General features: G+C 34.3%; 11 protein-coding genes. 6 read left to right on the forward strand and 5 right to left on the reverse strand.

What is annotated here, in order from left to right:
* Positions 1-201 precede the first annotated feature (201 nt).
* Positions 202-1,104 (reverse strand): phospholipase A, encoded by a 903-nt coding sequence (locus CLU83_RS08395; protein ID WP_232727027.1) that lies wholly within the window; start codon positions 1,102-1,104, stop codon positions 202-204.
* Positions 1,105-1,627: 523 nt separating this feature from the next.
* On the opposite strand from CLU83_RS08395, the gene glgP reads away from it, so the two are divergent.
* The 4 genes from glgP to CLU83_RS08415 all read left to right on the forward strand — a co-directional run bounded on the left by glgP (position 1,628) and on the right by CLU83_RS08415 (position 7,808).
* Entirely contained in the window at positions 1,628-3,292 is a 1,665-nt protein-coding gene (gene glgP / locus CLU83_RS08400; protein ID WP_100431182.1) for an alpha-glucan family phosphorylase, read from the forward strand.
* Positions 3,293-3,683: 391 nt separating this feature from the next.
* A complete protein-coding gene (locus CLU83_RS08405) occupies positions 3,684-5,312 on the forward strand; it encodes an acyl-CoA carboxylase subunit beta (protein ID WP_100431183.1) in 1,629 nt (542 codons plus the stop codon).
* A 381-nt stretch (positions 5,313-5,693) separates the two neighbouring features.
* Complete coding sequence (locus CLU83_RS08410) at positions 5,694-7,289, forward strand: S41 family peptidase (RefSeq protein WP_100431184.1); 1,596 nt, start codon at positions 5,694-5,696, stop codon at positions 7,287-7,289.
* An 87-nt stretch (positions 7,290-7,376) separates the two neighbouring features.
* Positions 7,377-7,808 (forward strand): DoxX family protein, encoded by a 432-nt coding sequence (locus tag CLU83_RS08415; RefSeq protein WP_100431185.1) that lies wholly within the window; start codon positions 7,377-7,379, stop codon positions 7,806-7,808.
* Between the two features lie 102 nt (positions 7,809-7,910).
* Here the strand turns inward: CLU83_RS08415 and CLU83_RS08420 are convergent, their stop codons facing one another.
* Both CLU83_RS08420 and CLU83_RS08425 read right to left on the reverse strand, forming a co-directional pair.
* A complete protein-coding gene (locus CLU83_RS08420) occupies positions 7,911-8,966 on the reverse strand; it encodes an AMP-binding protein (protein WP_100431186.1) in 1,056 nt (351 codons plus the stop codon).
* Between the two features lie 35 nt (positions 8,967-9,001).
* Positions 9,002-9,913, reverse strand: coding sequence for a CPBP family intramembrane glutamic endopeptidase (locus CLU83_RS08425; RefSeq protein WP_100431187.1), 912 nt, complete (start codon positions 9,911-9,913; stop codon positions 9,002-9,004).
* A 107-nt stretch (positions 9,914-10,020) separates the two neighbouring features.
* On the opposite strand from CLU83_RS08425, the gene CLU83_RS08430 reads away from it, so the two are divergent.
* Complete coding sequence (locus CLU83_RS08430; protein ID WP_100431188.1) at positions 10,021-10,362, forward strand: arsenate reductase family protein; 342 nt, start codon at positions 10,021-10,023, stop codon at positions 10,360-10,362.
* Between the two features lie 80 nt (positions 10,363-10,442).
* Entirely contained in the window at positions 10,443-12,914 is a 2,472-nt protein-coding gene (locus tag CLU83_RS08435) for an outer membrane beta-barrel family protein (RefSeq protein WP_100431189.1), read from the forward strand.
* A gap of 115 nt (positions 12,915-13,029) precedes the next feature.
* On the opposite strand, the gene CLU83_RS22815 is transcribed toward CLU83_RS08435, so the two are convergent.
* Together CLU83_RS22815 and CLU83_RS08445 are read right to left on the reverse strand one after the other, a co-directional pair.
* Entirely contained in the window at positions 13,030-13,275 is a 246-nt protein-coding gene (locus CLU83_RS22815) for a transposase (protein WP_100431190.1), read from the reverse strand.
* 307 nt (positions 13,276-13,582) lie between these two features.
* Positions 13,583-16,015 (reverse strand): sugar-binding domain-containing protein, encoded by a 2,433-nt coding sequence (locus CLU83_RS08445; RefSeq protein ID WP_100431191.1) that lies wholly within the window; start codon positions 16,013-16,015, stop codon positions 13,583-13,585.
* Positions 16,016-16,036 lie beyond the last annotated feature (21 nt).

Below are 16,036 nucleotides of genomic sequence, written 5' to 3' on the forward strand. Positions count from 1 at the left end.
AAACTATTTATCAATCAACTCAATAAAATCAATAACAAAATTGACTAAATATTGACTTTTAGCCCCGAGTGAAGTGAAAATCCTTTTTGTTTTTTTTTTTAAACAAAAAGATTGCAACGGAAAGTGGGACAATGCTTCCTGAAAATGCCTAATCTTTCTGCTTCAAAATTAATTGAATACTAAATATTTATTCAAAACAAACTACTTCCATTCAATTAATGAAACACCAACACCAACAGTAGTTTGATTGTGGTTATAATCAATTAGTGAATTTCCGTAACCGTGCGATACATGTAAATATCCTCTAAGATTTCCCTGTATGGAATATGCCCAGGAAAAAGTGGAACTTCCTCTCATATTACCTTCAAAATTAAAATTATGGCTTCCGGTAAACGTAAAAACATTTCGGTTTTTAGCATAAATAACATTTACATCTGCATTACCTATATAGTTTGAAATATCTGGATTATCCCCTTTGGATTCGGGAATAACATACCAAGGCCTGATGTAGATATTCCAATTTTTCCGTTCGAAACCAGTCATCAATATAACCCTGTTCCAGCTTCTGGTATCCGGATAGCTTTTACCATTTGACATGTGATTGAAAGAAACACCAATCATTCGGGCTTTAAACCCAAATACATTGAACTTTACTGGAAAATTAAGGATAATTTCAGGTTCGTAATTAATTTCTCTAAAAGGCCGAGATAATTCTGAATTATATAATTGCCAATGCGAAATTTGAGTGTAAGCCAGCCAAAGATCGGCTCGTCCCCATAAAAAACTCTGCAGGATTTTTGTTTTAAAACTCAGTTGGAATTTCAACTCAACATCATCATAATTAACTTTAGACGAAGGAGTATAATCTGGTGAAGTATTTCCGGAATGAGGCTGTTCATTTGGACTACTGGACCATACAAAAGGCATAATGTAAATTGTTTTATAAGGCGTAACCAAAAATGTTCCTCTTACCGCAGTTGAGTCCAATTCCCAACGGGCGACCATAGTATTGAGCTTGACTTCATCATTGACCAGCGCCTGAACCTGAGCATTTGAAGAGAAAACAGAAAGTAAAAGCAGAATGGATGAAAATGTTTTTTGCACAGTTTTGATTTTTTGCAAAGTTAAAATCCCGAGAAAGTCTAGCTGTTATATATTTTACTTTAAAACTTACATAATTTGCATTTTGGCTTACACGTTTTAATCCGCAAAAAACGATTAAGAATGATTTTAATCCGTTGGGTGTAATTATTTTCAACACATAGAAACATAGATTTTGCAAGCTCAAAAATAGGCATTTCACTTTTTTAAAACACACATAGCTCACTATGTAAAAGAAATGTATTCCTTTTTTGCATTCTTTTTTAAACTAAAATCTATTTTTCTATGTGTTAAATAAAAATTTTATGAATTACACCCAACAGGTTAATTTTAAAATTTCTGGATATAAATCGGCTCTTATATTTAAAAATTCCTTTTTAATTTTGTAATAATTATTCCTAAAACGATATCGTTTAAAAAACTGATAAATAATACTATGCAGGCACAATATTAGCCTTTAAAAAACCTATTTTCCAATCTAATTCTCTAAATTTGTTAGGTATCAAACTTTAAATTTCTAATCAATATGAGCAAAAGTTTACCTGAAAAATATAGACATCCGTACTCTTTCAATAAAAAATATCAAAAACCTGTCGTTTATTTCTCAATGGAATTTGCCATTGACCAATCGCTCAAAATTTATTCTGGAGGATTAGGATTTTTAGCAGGATCTCACATGCGGAGCGCCTATGATTTGAAGCAAAATTTAATCGGGATAGGGATTTTATGGAAAAAAGGATATTATGACCAATATTTAAAAGAAGACCTTTCGATGGGATCACTTTTCAGAGAGAAAAACTACAGCTTCCTTGAAGATACCAACATCCGATTTACGATAAAAATAAACAATCACGATGTTTGGATTCGGGTTTATTTCCTAAAACCGGAAACTTTTGGAACAGTACCCATGTTTTTCCTTTCGACTGACTTGCCCGAAAACGATTATCTGGCAAAATCAACCACTTTTAGATTATACGATTCTGATCCAAGTGCCAAAATTGCGCAGACGATGGTTTTGGGATTAGGCGGAGCCAAACTGCTGGACGCTTTGGATTATGAGCCTGATATTTACCATTTGAATGAAGCACATGCGGTTTCGTCAGTTTTTCATTTGTACAATAAATACAAAAGTGTTGACAAAATAAGAGAGAAAATGGTTTTTACAACTCACACTCCCGAAGAAGCGGGAAATGAAAAACACGATATTTATTTGCTGGAAAATTTAAGTTTTTTTGACAGCATTCCATTGGAAACTGTTAGAGAAATTACAGGCATTCAAGACAATACTTTCAACCATTCGCTTGTAGCGTTACGATTAAGCCATAAAGCCAATGGCGTTTCCAAACTGCACGGAGAAGTTTCAAGGGACATGTGGAAAGATTTTACCGGAATTTGTCCAATAACTCATATTACCAATGCCCAAAACAAAAAATACTGGGTCGATCCCTGGCTGGATGATGCGCATGCAAGCAAAGACAGAGAAGAGTTAATCAATCGAAAAAAGAGACTGAAAACAAAGCTTTTTGAAGTGGTGGCCGACCAGACAGGAAAAATATTTGACCCGGAAATCTTAACGATTGTTTGGGCAAGACGCTTTGCCGAATATAAAAGACCCGATTTAATCACTAGGAATTTTGAAAAATTCAAAAGCCTGATGAATGATACCGAAAGACCTATTCAAATCATTTTTGCAGGAAAACCATACCCGACAGATTATGGCGCCATTCACAATTTTGACAATCTTTCCCACATCAGCAAGGAATTTAAGAATATGGCGGTGCTTATAGGTCATGAATTAAAATTATCCCGCCAGTTAAAAAAAGGAGCCGATATTTGGTTAAACAATCCTAGGGTTACGAGGGAAGCTTCTGGAACTTCTGGCGTGACGGCAGCCATGAACGGGGCTATCAATTTTTCTACCAATGACGGCTGGGTTCGTGAATTCAAAGAATTAAATGATACTCAAAATTCATTTGTTTTGCCAATTGTAGATCATAATCTGCCAACCTACCAGCAAGATCAAATGGATTTGGAGAATTTGTACCAAATGTTAGAAGAAAAAATACTGCCATTATATTATGATTCAGAAGAAGATTGGTGGGATTTAGTCGAAACCAGTATGAAACAAATTGTGCCATTCTTTGATTCTGCACGAATGGTCGATGAATATTATGCCAAAATGTATAATTAAAATTTTCAATAGCAAATATCAATAGTAATTTTAATTAAAGGTAAAATCGCTTTCATTGTTGAAACATATAAGTCATATAAGCTTTAAATTTGAATAAAATGAAGTAAAACCAATAGCTCATTTAAGCAAAATCACATACGTTTTTAACTTATATTTCCTTTTGACCATTAATCTAACAAAACAACTTTCTTTTTTTAACTTACATGACTTATATGCTTAAAAATTAAAAAGATTAACACTGAACCCCGTTATTTACAAAATTGCGGGGTTTTTATTTTTATATGATTTTAAAGAACATTAAATTGCTAAATATTTAAAATAATTTATGCGAACAGAAAAATTTCAAACGTTTTCGTAAATTAGCGCTCGTTACAAAACCACATTAAGACTTATGGATTTAAACTTCAACAAAAACGAAGATCACAATAAACTTTTACTGTCTGAACTCAGACAAAAATTTGCCAAAATTAAACTTGGCGGAGGTGAAAAAAGAATCGAGAAACTGCATGCCGAAGGTAAAATGACCGCTCGCGAACGTATCGATTATTTGTTGGACGAAAATGTAAAATCCATTGAAATTGGTGCTTTTGCAGGCAAAAAAATGTATGCTGAACACGGCGGCTGTCCATCGGGAGGCGTCATTGTAAAAATAGGATACATCAAAGGAAAGCAATGCATAGTTGTTGCCAATGACGCTACCGTAAAAGCGGGGGCCTGGTTTCCTATTACAGCAAAGAAAAACCTTCGGGCACAGGAAATCGCAATGGAAAACCGCTTGCCAATCATCTACTTGGTGGATAGTGCGGGAGTGTATTTGCCCTTACAGGACGAAATTTTCCCTGATAAAGAGCACTTTGGCCGTATCTTCAGGAACAACGCCATAATGAGCAGTTTAGGAATAACTCAGATTGCTGCAGTTATGGGAAGCTGTGTTGCAGGCGGTGCTTATCTTCCGATAATGAGTGATGAAGCTTTGATTGTCGACAAAACAGGAAGTATCTTTTTAGCAGGAAGTTATTTGGTCAAAGCTGCCATTGGTGAAACTATCGATAATGAAACTTTGGGCGGAGCAACAACGCACTGTGAAATTTCGGGAGTGACGGATTATAAAGCCAAAGACGACAAAGATGCCTTAGACAAAATAAAAAGCATAGTCGATAAAATAGGTGATTTTGACAAAGCAGGATTCAACCGCATCAAAGCGGAAAAACCAGCTTTGGACGAAAATGAGATCTACGGTATTTTGCCAAAAGCCAGAAACGAGCAATATGAAATGATGGAAATCATTAATAGATTGGTAGATAATTCGGAGTTTGAAGCATACAAAGACGGTTATGGACAATCACTAATTACAGGCTATGCTAGAATTGACGGCTGGGCTGTGGGAGTTGTAGCCAATCAAAGAAAAGTTGTCAAAACTGCCAAAGGCGAAATGCAGTTTGGAGGTGTAATCTACTCGGATTCTGCAGATAAAGCGACCCGTTTTATTGCCAACTGCAACCAAAAGAAAATTCCTTTGGTATTTATCCAAGATGTTACAGGCTTTATGGTAGGTTCCAAATCGGAACATGGCGGCATCATAAAAGACGGTGCTAAGATGGTGAATGCTGTTTCCAATTCGGTTGTGCCAAAATTTACAGTCATTGTTGGAAATTCGTATGGAGCAGGAAACTATGCCATGTGCGGAAAAGCATTCGATCCACGATTAATATTTGCCTGGCCTAGTGCCGAGTTGGCGGTAATGGGAGGCACACAAGCAGCAAAAGTATTAGCACAAATTGAAGCTTCTTCTCTTAAAGGAAAAGGCGAAGTTGTGGACGAATCCAAAGAAGCAGAATTGTTTGCCAAAATCAAAGCCCGTTATGACGAACAAGTTTCTCCTTATTATGCAGCGGCTCATTTATGGACAGATGCTATTATTGATCCGCTTGAAACCCGAACTTGGATATCTATGGGAATTGAAGCTGCCAACCACGCTCCTATCGAAAAGAAATTTAATTTGGGAGTGATTCAGGTTTAAATTTAATTTTTGCATGAAATTTAATTAACTCAATATTTAATGGAGTTATTCCAATAGTCAAAAAAGGTTACATTCATTTTATTCAAAAAACTGAGTTCTATATATTTATATTTTATTTTTTAAAATTACGGCAAAAAAAACACCCAATACCAGCTCTTAGCCCCGGTTGAAGTAAAAATCCTTATAAGCTGGGGTTCAGCTTATAAGATTGTAACGGAAAACGGGACGATATTTCTAAAAATGCCTAATCTTTCTGCTCCAAAATTAACAATCTGACTCAGGTTCAAAAATAAAAACATATATATAAGAAATAAATTATTTTTATTGCATCAAATAATAACAAATCGATTTCGCAGAAAATTAAGCAGATCCTAATTATAAATGAAAAAAATATTCTTCCTTTGGCTTTTCAGTTTGCTTTTTCTGCAATGTGCTTCGGTGAAAGAACATAACGCGCACTTAAATGATTTGATTTCAGAAAATAATCTGAAAGCCGATGTTGATTACACCTATAAAAAACTACAGCGCCTTCAGCCTAAATTGTATTGGTACATTTCGAAGAAAGAACTCGATTTTAAATTCGACAGCCTAAAAAAGACCATTACAAAACCAATGACTAGTTATGAATTTTACAAAAAGCTTAGCCCTGTTGTTGCTTCAATCCGACAAGGACATCTGATTGTTTCACCGTCAACAAAAATATTAAGCAAATCCGAACAAAAAGCCATCAAAGAATTGGGTGCCGGTCCTTTTTCTCAATTTGAATTTGAAGTCATTAATGACAAAATGTATGTCATAAAAAACAAATCAGACGATGTTACCATCCAAGCTGGAGCCGAAGTTATATCCATTAATGACCAAAAAACAAGCGAATTAATTAATGAATATTATACGCTGTTCGCTTCAGACGGATTTAACAAAACATTTAAAAGAAAAAGAATTTCAAATATGTTTTCTACATTTTACACCAATGAAAATGGCCCTCAAAACAGTTTAAAATATGTTTTTAAACAAAATGATTCTTTATATATTGTATCCATTAAGCGAAAAGCAGCTCCTAAAAAAGAAAACAACGGGGCTCAAATGAAAGTAATTGGGCATGAAGCCAAAATAAACATCCTCACAAGAAAGGATAAAAAAATATACGGTTATAATGAAAACACAAAAACGAATAATCGCGATTTAAAATTCATTGAAAAGGATAATAGTATTGCCTTACTTAAAATCAGTCATTTTGCCTTAGGAAAACCTTCCCTTTTTTATGAAGAAAGCTTTCAGAAAATGCAGTTATATAAAACAAAGACTTTAATAATTGATTTAAGAAATAACCCAGGCGGTTCCATAAAAGACATTGAAAATTTATACAGTTATTTATCGGACACAACTTATGTCTTTACAGATCCTTTTCAAGTTGTTTCAAAAACGGCTTTGATTGAAAAAACACCTTTTAACAAATCTCCATTATTGGCAAAGTTTTTTATAACTCCTTTTTATGCTCCTTATATGTTCCTTAATGTCCATAGAAAAGAGGACGGTAATTATTATGCATCCTATTCAGAATCTAAACCAAAAACTATAAACAAAAATGCATTCAAAGGCAAAATATATGTAATGATAAACGGAGGCACATTTTCGGCTTCCAGTATTATTTCATCTAATTTAAAAGGTTCAAAAAGAGCCACTTTTGTAGGCGAAGAAACTGGTGGTGCATACAATGGAACTGTAGCGGGAATAATGCCTACGATCAAACTTCCAAATTCTGACATCAAAATAACAATTGGACTGCTTGTTGTTGCTCCATTTTATAAAACAGCAGTCGAAGGGCGCGGTATTTTTCCTGATAAAGAAATTACACCAACTATAGCAGATTATATCAATGGAAAAGACCCAGAACTGGACTGGATACTTGCAGACATTAAAAACAGCTCCATAAATTCAGCAGAAAATCAAAAGAATAAAAATATTACCTTAAAATAACATTATTCATAATTTTAAACACAATAAATTACACATATATCGTTAATAATTAATACCTTAGTATAATTAATTTAAACCCTAAAAGATATGAACAATGTAAAAAGCTTAAATAAGTGGGCCAATGCACATACTTATTTACCGGTAGATCTACTTAGAATGGCTCTAGGAGTTTTTTTATTTATGAAAGGAGTTTATTTTTTTTCAAACATCCAATATTTAGTTGATTTATTATCCCCTATCGACAGATTCGATAAGATTGGAGCTGGTATGTTTTTGATTCATTACATAGCCCCTGCTCATTTAATTGGCGGTATTTTAATTTTCTTTGGATTACTTACGCGTTGGGCCATAGCTTCGCAATTACCTATTTTAATTTGTGCAATAATCATAAATTTTATGGGAAATATGCATCATCAAAATTTACTTTTGGCATTACTTACTCTGGCAATATGTATTTTTTTCCTTATCTATGGAAGCGGAAAAAATTCAGCAGATTATTTTTTTAAAATGGGAAAATAACTTAGGGGCTTTTAAAAAAAACCATATTTACAATTTAAGCGTTTAAGCCTAAAACAAAAAGAGAGGAACATTGTCCTCTCTTTTTTGTTTTATCTGCCTTATTTAATTAGCCGCTACTAATTTTTTGCTTTCTTCTCTCATTATTTTACCTGTAGCTGTTTCTTTGAATTTAGGAATAAAAATAATCTCTTTTGGTTTTTCATATTTATCCAAAACATCAAATACAGAATTATCAATATTAATTGGTTCACCCTCCACATAAAGAACCACTTTTTCTCCCAAATTATCATCCTGTTCACCATTAACAAAATAACGTCTTGGAATCAATGTAGAAAGCTTGCCCTCCACTTGTTCAGGCATAATTTTAATTCCGCCACTATTAATTACATTATCAAAACGGCCTAACCAGACAAATTGTGTTTCAGAAATTAGCTTCACTATATCATTTGTAACAATTTTTTCATCTCTTATATTTTTAGCGACAATTTCCAAACATTGATTCTCATTTACTGAAACCGTAACATTTGGTAATGTGGTGAAAGCTTCTTCTCCAATTTTTTTGGCAGCGATATGAGTAATTGTCTCCGTCATTCCATAAGTCTCATAAATCTCTACTGGCAATTTAATCAATTCCTGTTCCAATGATTTATGAACTTTAACTCCTCCTATAATTATCTTTTTGATATTAGTCAGTTTGCCAAGTGAGTTTTTGGCTTGAAGCGGTACCATTGCTGCGAAATCATATTTTTTATCATTATATTCTAATGGATGTGAACTTGGTGCGACAAAATCCATATCCAAACCTAAAATAAATGAACGAATAAACATCATTTTACCAGCAACATAATTTGCAGGCAAACAATGCAATACTTTATTCCCAGGTTCCAATCCAAAAAAATCACCTGTTGCAATAGCTGATTTAACCATCGCATCTTTCTCAATTCGTATTGTTTTTGGCTCACCGGTTGTACCTGAAGTATACATATCAATATAGGATTTATCATCGAACCAATCCAGTAAAAAATCACCAACTGCTTGTTCAAAATCTGCTCCTTCTTTTATAAAACTATAAGCGATTCTGCACAAATCCTCTTTTGTCAAATGATAACCATTTATTTTAAAATGATTGTGCACATTTTTGTAAGTTACTGTATTCATAATACTATAAAAATTTTGTGTTATTTATTTAAAAATCAAATACTTCCTGTCAGTTTTTTCATCCAGTCAGACCACTTGTATTTGTACCCAAATATAATCAAAAGCAGAGGATAAATCACTATTACCGGGAAGATAATATCGAATCCTGCTTCGGGTTCAGATACATCTTTAAAAATAGAATACGTTTGAAAAGCAGACCAGTCTGAGGTTATTAATAAGGCCCCAATTAAATTATTAGCCGCATGAAATCCTAATGCGAGTTCCATTCCGTCATCCATTAAAGTCATTATCCCCAATAACAATCCAGTTCCAATATAATACACCATAATTATATTGCCAAGCTTAAAAACTTCGGGATTGGATAAATGCAGTAATCCAAAAATAACTGAAGTAGCTAATAACGGCAGCCATTTATTCTTTGATAAATTGGCAAAACCCTGCATAAGATATCCTCGAAATACTAATTCTTCAACAGTTGTCTGTATTGGGATCAATAAAATGGCAATTACTAATAAAATTAAAAACGGAACTGGCTGAAAATTAATTTCAAAATCTGACGGATTTAAATAATATGTAACCAATGTTGAAACAACGGTAAATAAAGACCAAATCAAGAATGAAAACAGCACTCTTTTCCAATCGATTTTTTTTCGGGCGGTAACAATTGAAATAAAAGTTTGCCGATGCAAAAAACGAACTGCAAAATACACTCCGCCCAAAGCTACAACATAAGAAAACAGCAAAAGAAACAAACTTAAATTAGGCTCAAAAAAATGCAGTAATTCAGTATCTGTCGTGGGATATGATTTTCCCTTAAAAAAAGTTTGAAATAAAATTGCCACCAGCATAGGCATTTGTCCTAAAAAAGATGCTCCAGCAATAACCAGTAAACCTAAAAGATATTTCCAAAATTTATTTTTTTCATCTATTCCCTGTTCTACAAACATTTGTTGTTTTTTTTTATAATTATACTTTAAATAGTATTCCAAATCTTATTTTTGCCAAAACTAAAGTAGGTATTTTTATTTTAGAAAAAACCAAATTTCATTCAAAAATGATACAAATTTACCATAATCAACGTTGCGGGAAATCGAGAAACTGTTTGCTGCTTTTAGAAGAATCAGATAAAGAGTTTGAAATTATCAATTATCTCAACACCCCTCCTACAATTGCCGAATTAACTGTTTTACTAAAGAAATTAAATTTCAGCCCTATTGAATTAGTACGCCAAAAAGAAAAAATTTGGATTGAAAATTACAAAGGTAAAACACTGACCGACAATCAGATTATTCAGGCTATGTCCGAAAATCCAATTCTTATCGAGCGTCCCATTATTGTAAAAGACAGCGAAGCTATTATTGGAAGAGACTTAAACAAAGTAACACCTTTCATTTAAACATTAACACAAGTTTAAGAATCCTAATTTAAACTATTTTCAAATTTCTGCGTCTTACCCAGAAATCTTATTTATTACAAATGAAAAATTTTAAATTTACTGTAGCTCTATTATTTCTTTTTTTAGGGCTTTCCAATTTTGCTCAGCAAAGACCTCCAGCTTTTAACAAAGTTAAAGTTACTGGAAAAATTGTAGACAAAAAGAGCAACCAGCCTTTAGAAGATGCAATCATCACCTTAAAGAATCAAAAAAATCCTAAAGCTATTTCAGGAGGAATCACAAATAATAAAGGAGAATACGAAGCTGATGTTATTCCTGGCGTTTATGATATTACTATTGAATTTATTTCTTTTAAATCAATCAGCATAAAAGCTAAAAATATAACAGAAAAAACTTCACTAGGCACAATCGGTTTAGAAGAAGATGCTTCACAATTGAACGAGGTTGTTGTTCGTGCCGAAAAATCGTCTGTTGAAATAAAACTGGACAAAAAAGTGTACAACGTTGGTCAGGACATGATGGTAAGAGGCGGAACAGTAAGCGATGTTTTGGACAATGTTCCTTCTGTCTCTGTTGATACCGAAGGTAATGTAAGCTTAAGAGGAAGTGACAATGTCCGAATTTTAATTGATGGAAGACCATCCTACGCCGTAAATATTGCTGAAGCTTTAAGACAGCTTCCTGCTGATGCTATTGATAAAGTAGAAGTTATCACAAATCCATCTGCGCGATATGATGCAGAAGGCGGTTCTGGAATAATCAACATCATTCTTAAAAAAGGAAAAAATCAAGGTTTTAACGGAACTCTTATTGCTTCAACAGGTATTCCTGAAACGTATGGTTTAACTGCTAGTGTGAATTATAAAACAGAAAAATTAAACTACTTTACAACCGCAGGTTACAATCACAGAACAAATGAAGGCGGCGGTAAAACTAATTCACAATATTTCAATTATGATGGTTCTGCCAAAAACTTTTTAAACGAAACTCGTGATACAGAGAGAACCAGAGATGGTTTTTCCGGAAGAGCTGGTGTTGAATGGACAATAGCACCAAATACGTATTGGACAAATGCCATCAATTATGAAAAAAACACTGGTGAAGATAATGATTTGATCAACTATAACAATTATGATGCATCACATGTTTTTACAGGTTCAACTTACCGTTTGAATACTGGAGATACTGGTAGTGAAAACACCTCATTTACTTCAAACTTAATTAAAAACTTCAACGATAAAGGACACAAACTTACAGTTGATGCTTCTGTCTCAAGAAATACTGATGACAGCCAAAGTGTAATTACAGGTTCTAACAATTATAATAACACCTTAAATAACCAAGTTCAAAAACAAGCACAAATACAGACCGATTATGTTCTTCCGCTAGGAGAAGGAAGTCAGTTTGAAGCTGGATATAAAGGAAGCTTTGGTGATTTAAATAACGAATATTACGTTCTTAACGATCAAGGAGTAAGAATTGATAATTTATCAAATACATTGGAGTATAAAGAAAACATCAATGCTCTTTATACACAATATGGCTTCAAAAAAAATAAATTCTCTTATTTATTTGGATTACGTTGGGAAGACACCAATATCCATGTAAACTTATTAGAAGACCCTAAAGATTTCAACACTAAAAAATACAACAACTTGTTTCCAAGTGCTTTCATCAGTTATGAAATTTCAGATCAAAGTAATTTAACCACTAGCTATAGTAAACGCTTAACAAGACCTAGAGGGCGTTTTATGAATCCAGCTGTTAACTATTCAAGTAATGTTAATATTTTCCAGGGAAATCCAGACCTAGATCCTTCGCTAACGGACAAATTTGACGTTGGCTATATCAAACGCTGGGATAAAGTAACATTTAATACATCGGCTTATTTTGAAAACACAAAAGATGTTTTCAGCTTTGTAAGATCTCCTACTGGTGACGAAGTGAATGGAATTCCAGTAATTAAGAGCCAGCCGATTAACTTAGGTAAAGAGCAAAAATTTGGTTTTGAGTTTACTCTAAATTATAACCCATTCAAAATATGGAGAATAAACAGTAATTTCAATTTCTATAATGTAAAAACAACTGGAGAGCACAGCTACACGGATACGACAGGAAAACTTGTAGTACAAGATCTTAACAACCAAGCCAATAATTGGTCTGCAAGAGTAAACTCGAAACTAACATTACCATACAAAATCGACTGGCAATTAAGTGCAACCTATAATGGAGCTCAAAAAACTGCACAAGGAAGAAGCTTGGATCAATTTAGTATGAATACCGCTTTCAGTAAGGATGTAATGAAAGACAAAGGAACAATTGCATTCAATATTAGTGACATCTTCAATACGAGAATTATGAGATCGTATACTTATTTTACGGACGAAGTAGCACATCATCCAACTCAAACATCGTATGGTGAAATGCAGTTCCGTAAACGTCAATTCAATTTATCGTTCACTTACCGCTTCAACAAGGCAAAAGGAGAAAAAGAAAAGAACCAGCCCAAAAATGAAGGTGGCGGAGATGGCGGAGGAGATTTCCCTGGATAATTTTCAACATATTTAAAAAAGGCTGTCCCCCAAAAGGCAGCCTCTTTTGGTTAATCCAATTTTGATTTGTCAATAGTTTCTAGAATATTTAAAAATTTATCATTAAAAAACTGCTCTAATTTAGTTTAGATATATAACAGTCTAATTCTGATAAAAAAACAGTCAAAACTGCATAGTTTTTTATAAACTTTTCAGTGATTAATTTTTTAACTGTTTCATTTAATTTAAGTTTAAGCTCCTCCATTGTTTTGTAAATTGTGTTAGTAGTTTTCCTTTTCATATTGAGCCAAGCAAGCTCTGCTGGTTTGAGTTCCGGTGAATATGGTGGAAGAAAAACAAGTGCTGTGTTTTCGGGAATGATTAACGGCTTTCCTCGTGAAAAGCACCATTATCTAAAATAACTACTTTAAATTCTGCTGTATTTTTATTTAACAATTCGTTTAAGAAGATTTGAAAATCATCACCATTACAACACGGTAATTCTATCACTAAACTATTACCATTGATTGGAGAAAATACTCAAAATATAGGTTGATTTGAATATGTTTTGGTAAATGCAAATTGGTTTTATACCTTTTGCCGTTAAGGCTCTGCCATTTCTTGTAAATAATCCAAACCGGTCTCGTCTTGCACATAAAAATTGAAATGAGTGAATTTTTCTGAAGTACTTATTCTACTTTTATAATTACTGTAGTTGACATTCCGTTTACGGTGGAAGCTTTCAACTTAATGTTCTCTTTCTTCCCGTTGGATTGAATAATGGCGATGCATTTACCATTAAATACTTTGTAGGATGAGGCTTTAAAAGAATCCAGATTGGCCTGATAACCATTGTCGAGTCCAACGAGTTTTCCGCCTCCAGTTACCTCAAAATTGATTAAATCATTAGCGTTTGGCATTAAATTTCCATCTTTATCTGTAATAGAAACGGTCACGTAAACCAAATCATAAGTATCATTTTTTATGATTGACTTATCCGCTTTCAAATCTATTTTTGAAGCTTCTCCTGCGGTGTGAATTTCCTTTTCCAAAACTACTTTTCCGTCTTTTCTTGAAATGGCTTTTATTGTTCCGGGTTCGAATTTTACACGCCAGGAAATGTGCAAGTCGTCATTTTGTTTGGCTTTTTTGCCCAATGATTTTCCGTTTAGGAACAATTCAACTTCATCGGCATTGTTGTAATATACCCAAACATCGACTTCCTGATCTTTTTGCCAGTTCCAGTGCGGGAAAAGATGCAAAACGGGTTGGTTCGTCCATTCGCTTTGGTACATATAATAGACATCCTTGGGAAAGCCCGCCAAATCTACGATTCCGAAATACGAACTTCTTGCGGGATACGGATATGGATCGGGTTCACCCAGATAATCGAAACCTGTCCAAATAAAAGTCCCAGCCATAAAATCCTGTTTTTTGATGGTTTTCCAATTGGTTTCGTGCGTAGTTCCCCAATAGGATTGCACCTGATCGAAGGCCGAAACGGTCCAGTCTGTATTTCCGTCAAAAGGTGCACCGTATTTTGGAGGCCAGGCTTTAATTCCATCCGAAGGAAAATCGTAATGTCCACGGGTTTCAAGTGCCGAAACACTTTCGGAAGCTAGTATTTTTTGCCCTTTGAAACGAACCGGAAAATCTTTGTAATCTTCGTGTTTGTAATTGAATCCCAACAAATCCAAAGCACCCGACTGGTAAATAAAATTTTTCTCTATGACATTCTCCGTCAAAGCGCTAGTAACGGGACGAGTCGTGTCCAGCGATTTTACGATTTGAGCCAGTTCTCTTGTAATCGCAATTCCGGTGCTGTCAAATTGTTCACGGATTTCGTTTCCGATACTCCACATTATTACTGACGGATGATTTCGGTCTCTTTTGATGAAATCTTCCAAATCCAGTTTGTGCCACGCATCCCAGTCTTTATGGTAATCGTTGGTTACTTTTTTCTTTTTCCAGACATCGGTAAACTCATCCTGGACAATAAATCCCATTTCATCACACAATTGCATCATTTCTAGGGATGGCGGATTGTGCGACATTCGGATGGCATTTGCTCCCATTTCTTTCAGGATTTTCAGTTTTCTTTTGACAGCGTGAATGTTCTCCACAGCTCCCAAAGCACCGTTGTCGTGATGCAGGCAAACGCCTAATATTTTGGTTGGCTTTCCATTTAATGAAAATCCTTTTTCGGCATCGAAATTGAAGAATCGGAATCCTAAAGGTGTTTCGTAATTATCGACTGCTTTTGAATTTTCGTAAATCGTAGTGACAATTTTGTACAGATTCGGATTTTCGGTGTCCCACAATTTTGGCTGATTTACGTTTAGATCGTGAACCTTTTTTGCATTGGTATTGGCACCGATTTTTTCTGTTGTTTTGGCATTTGCGACTTCTTTATTATTCGCATCCAGAATAGAAGTTACCAATTGGAATTCTTTTTCGGAATTTGTTTTATTTTCGATGGTTACCTCCAAATGTACCGATGCTTTTTCTGCCGAAACTTCCGGGGTCGTTACATAGGTTCCCCATTTCGCAACGTGCAGTTTTTCGCTCGCCACTAATCGCACGTTTCTGTAAATTCCCGAACCGGTATACCACCTGGAATTGGGCTGTGCATCGTTATCGACTTTTACGGCAATGATGTTTTCTTTTCCAAAATTTAAATATTGCAACAATTCATAGGTAAATGAAATGTATCCGTTCGGACGCATTCCCAACGAATGTCCGTTGATGAATACTTCACTATTTTTGAAAACACCGTCAAATTCTATGGAAACGTTTTTGTTCTTCCAATCTTCCGGAAGTGTAAATGTTTTGCGGTACCAGCCTTTTCCTGCCGGCAAAAACGCTTGCGCCTGTTTGGTTGGATTGTCTTTATTAAACGCTCCTTCGATACTCCAGTCGTGTGGCAATTGCAAATTTCTCCAATCGGCAGTATTGAAATTGGATTCGATTGCCGTTGGATGATCTCCTAATTTGAAGTTCCAATTTTGATTGAAATCTTCGACGATTCGGACATTTTTACTTTTTGAAGCACAGGCAACTAGAAGCGATAATGCCAATACAATTGTTATTTTTTGTAAAACGTTTTGATATTTTTTTACCATTGTAAATATTTTTAAAAACCA

Origin of the sequence: Flavobacterium sp. 1 (genome assembly GCF_002797935.1) — a bacterium.
Taxonomy (GTDB): Bacteria; Bacteroidota; Bacteroidia; order Flavobacteriales; family Flavobacteriaceae; genus Flavobacterium.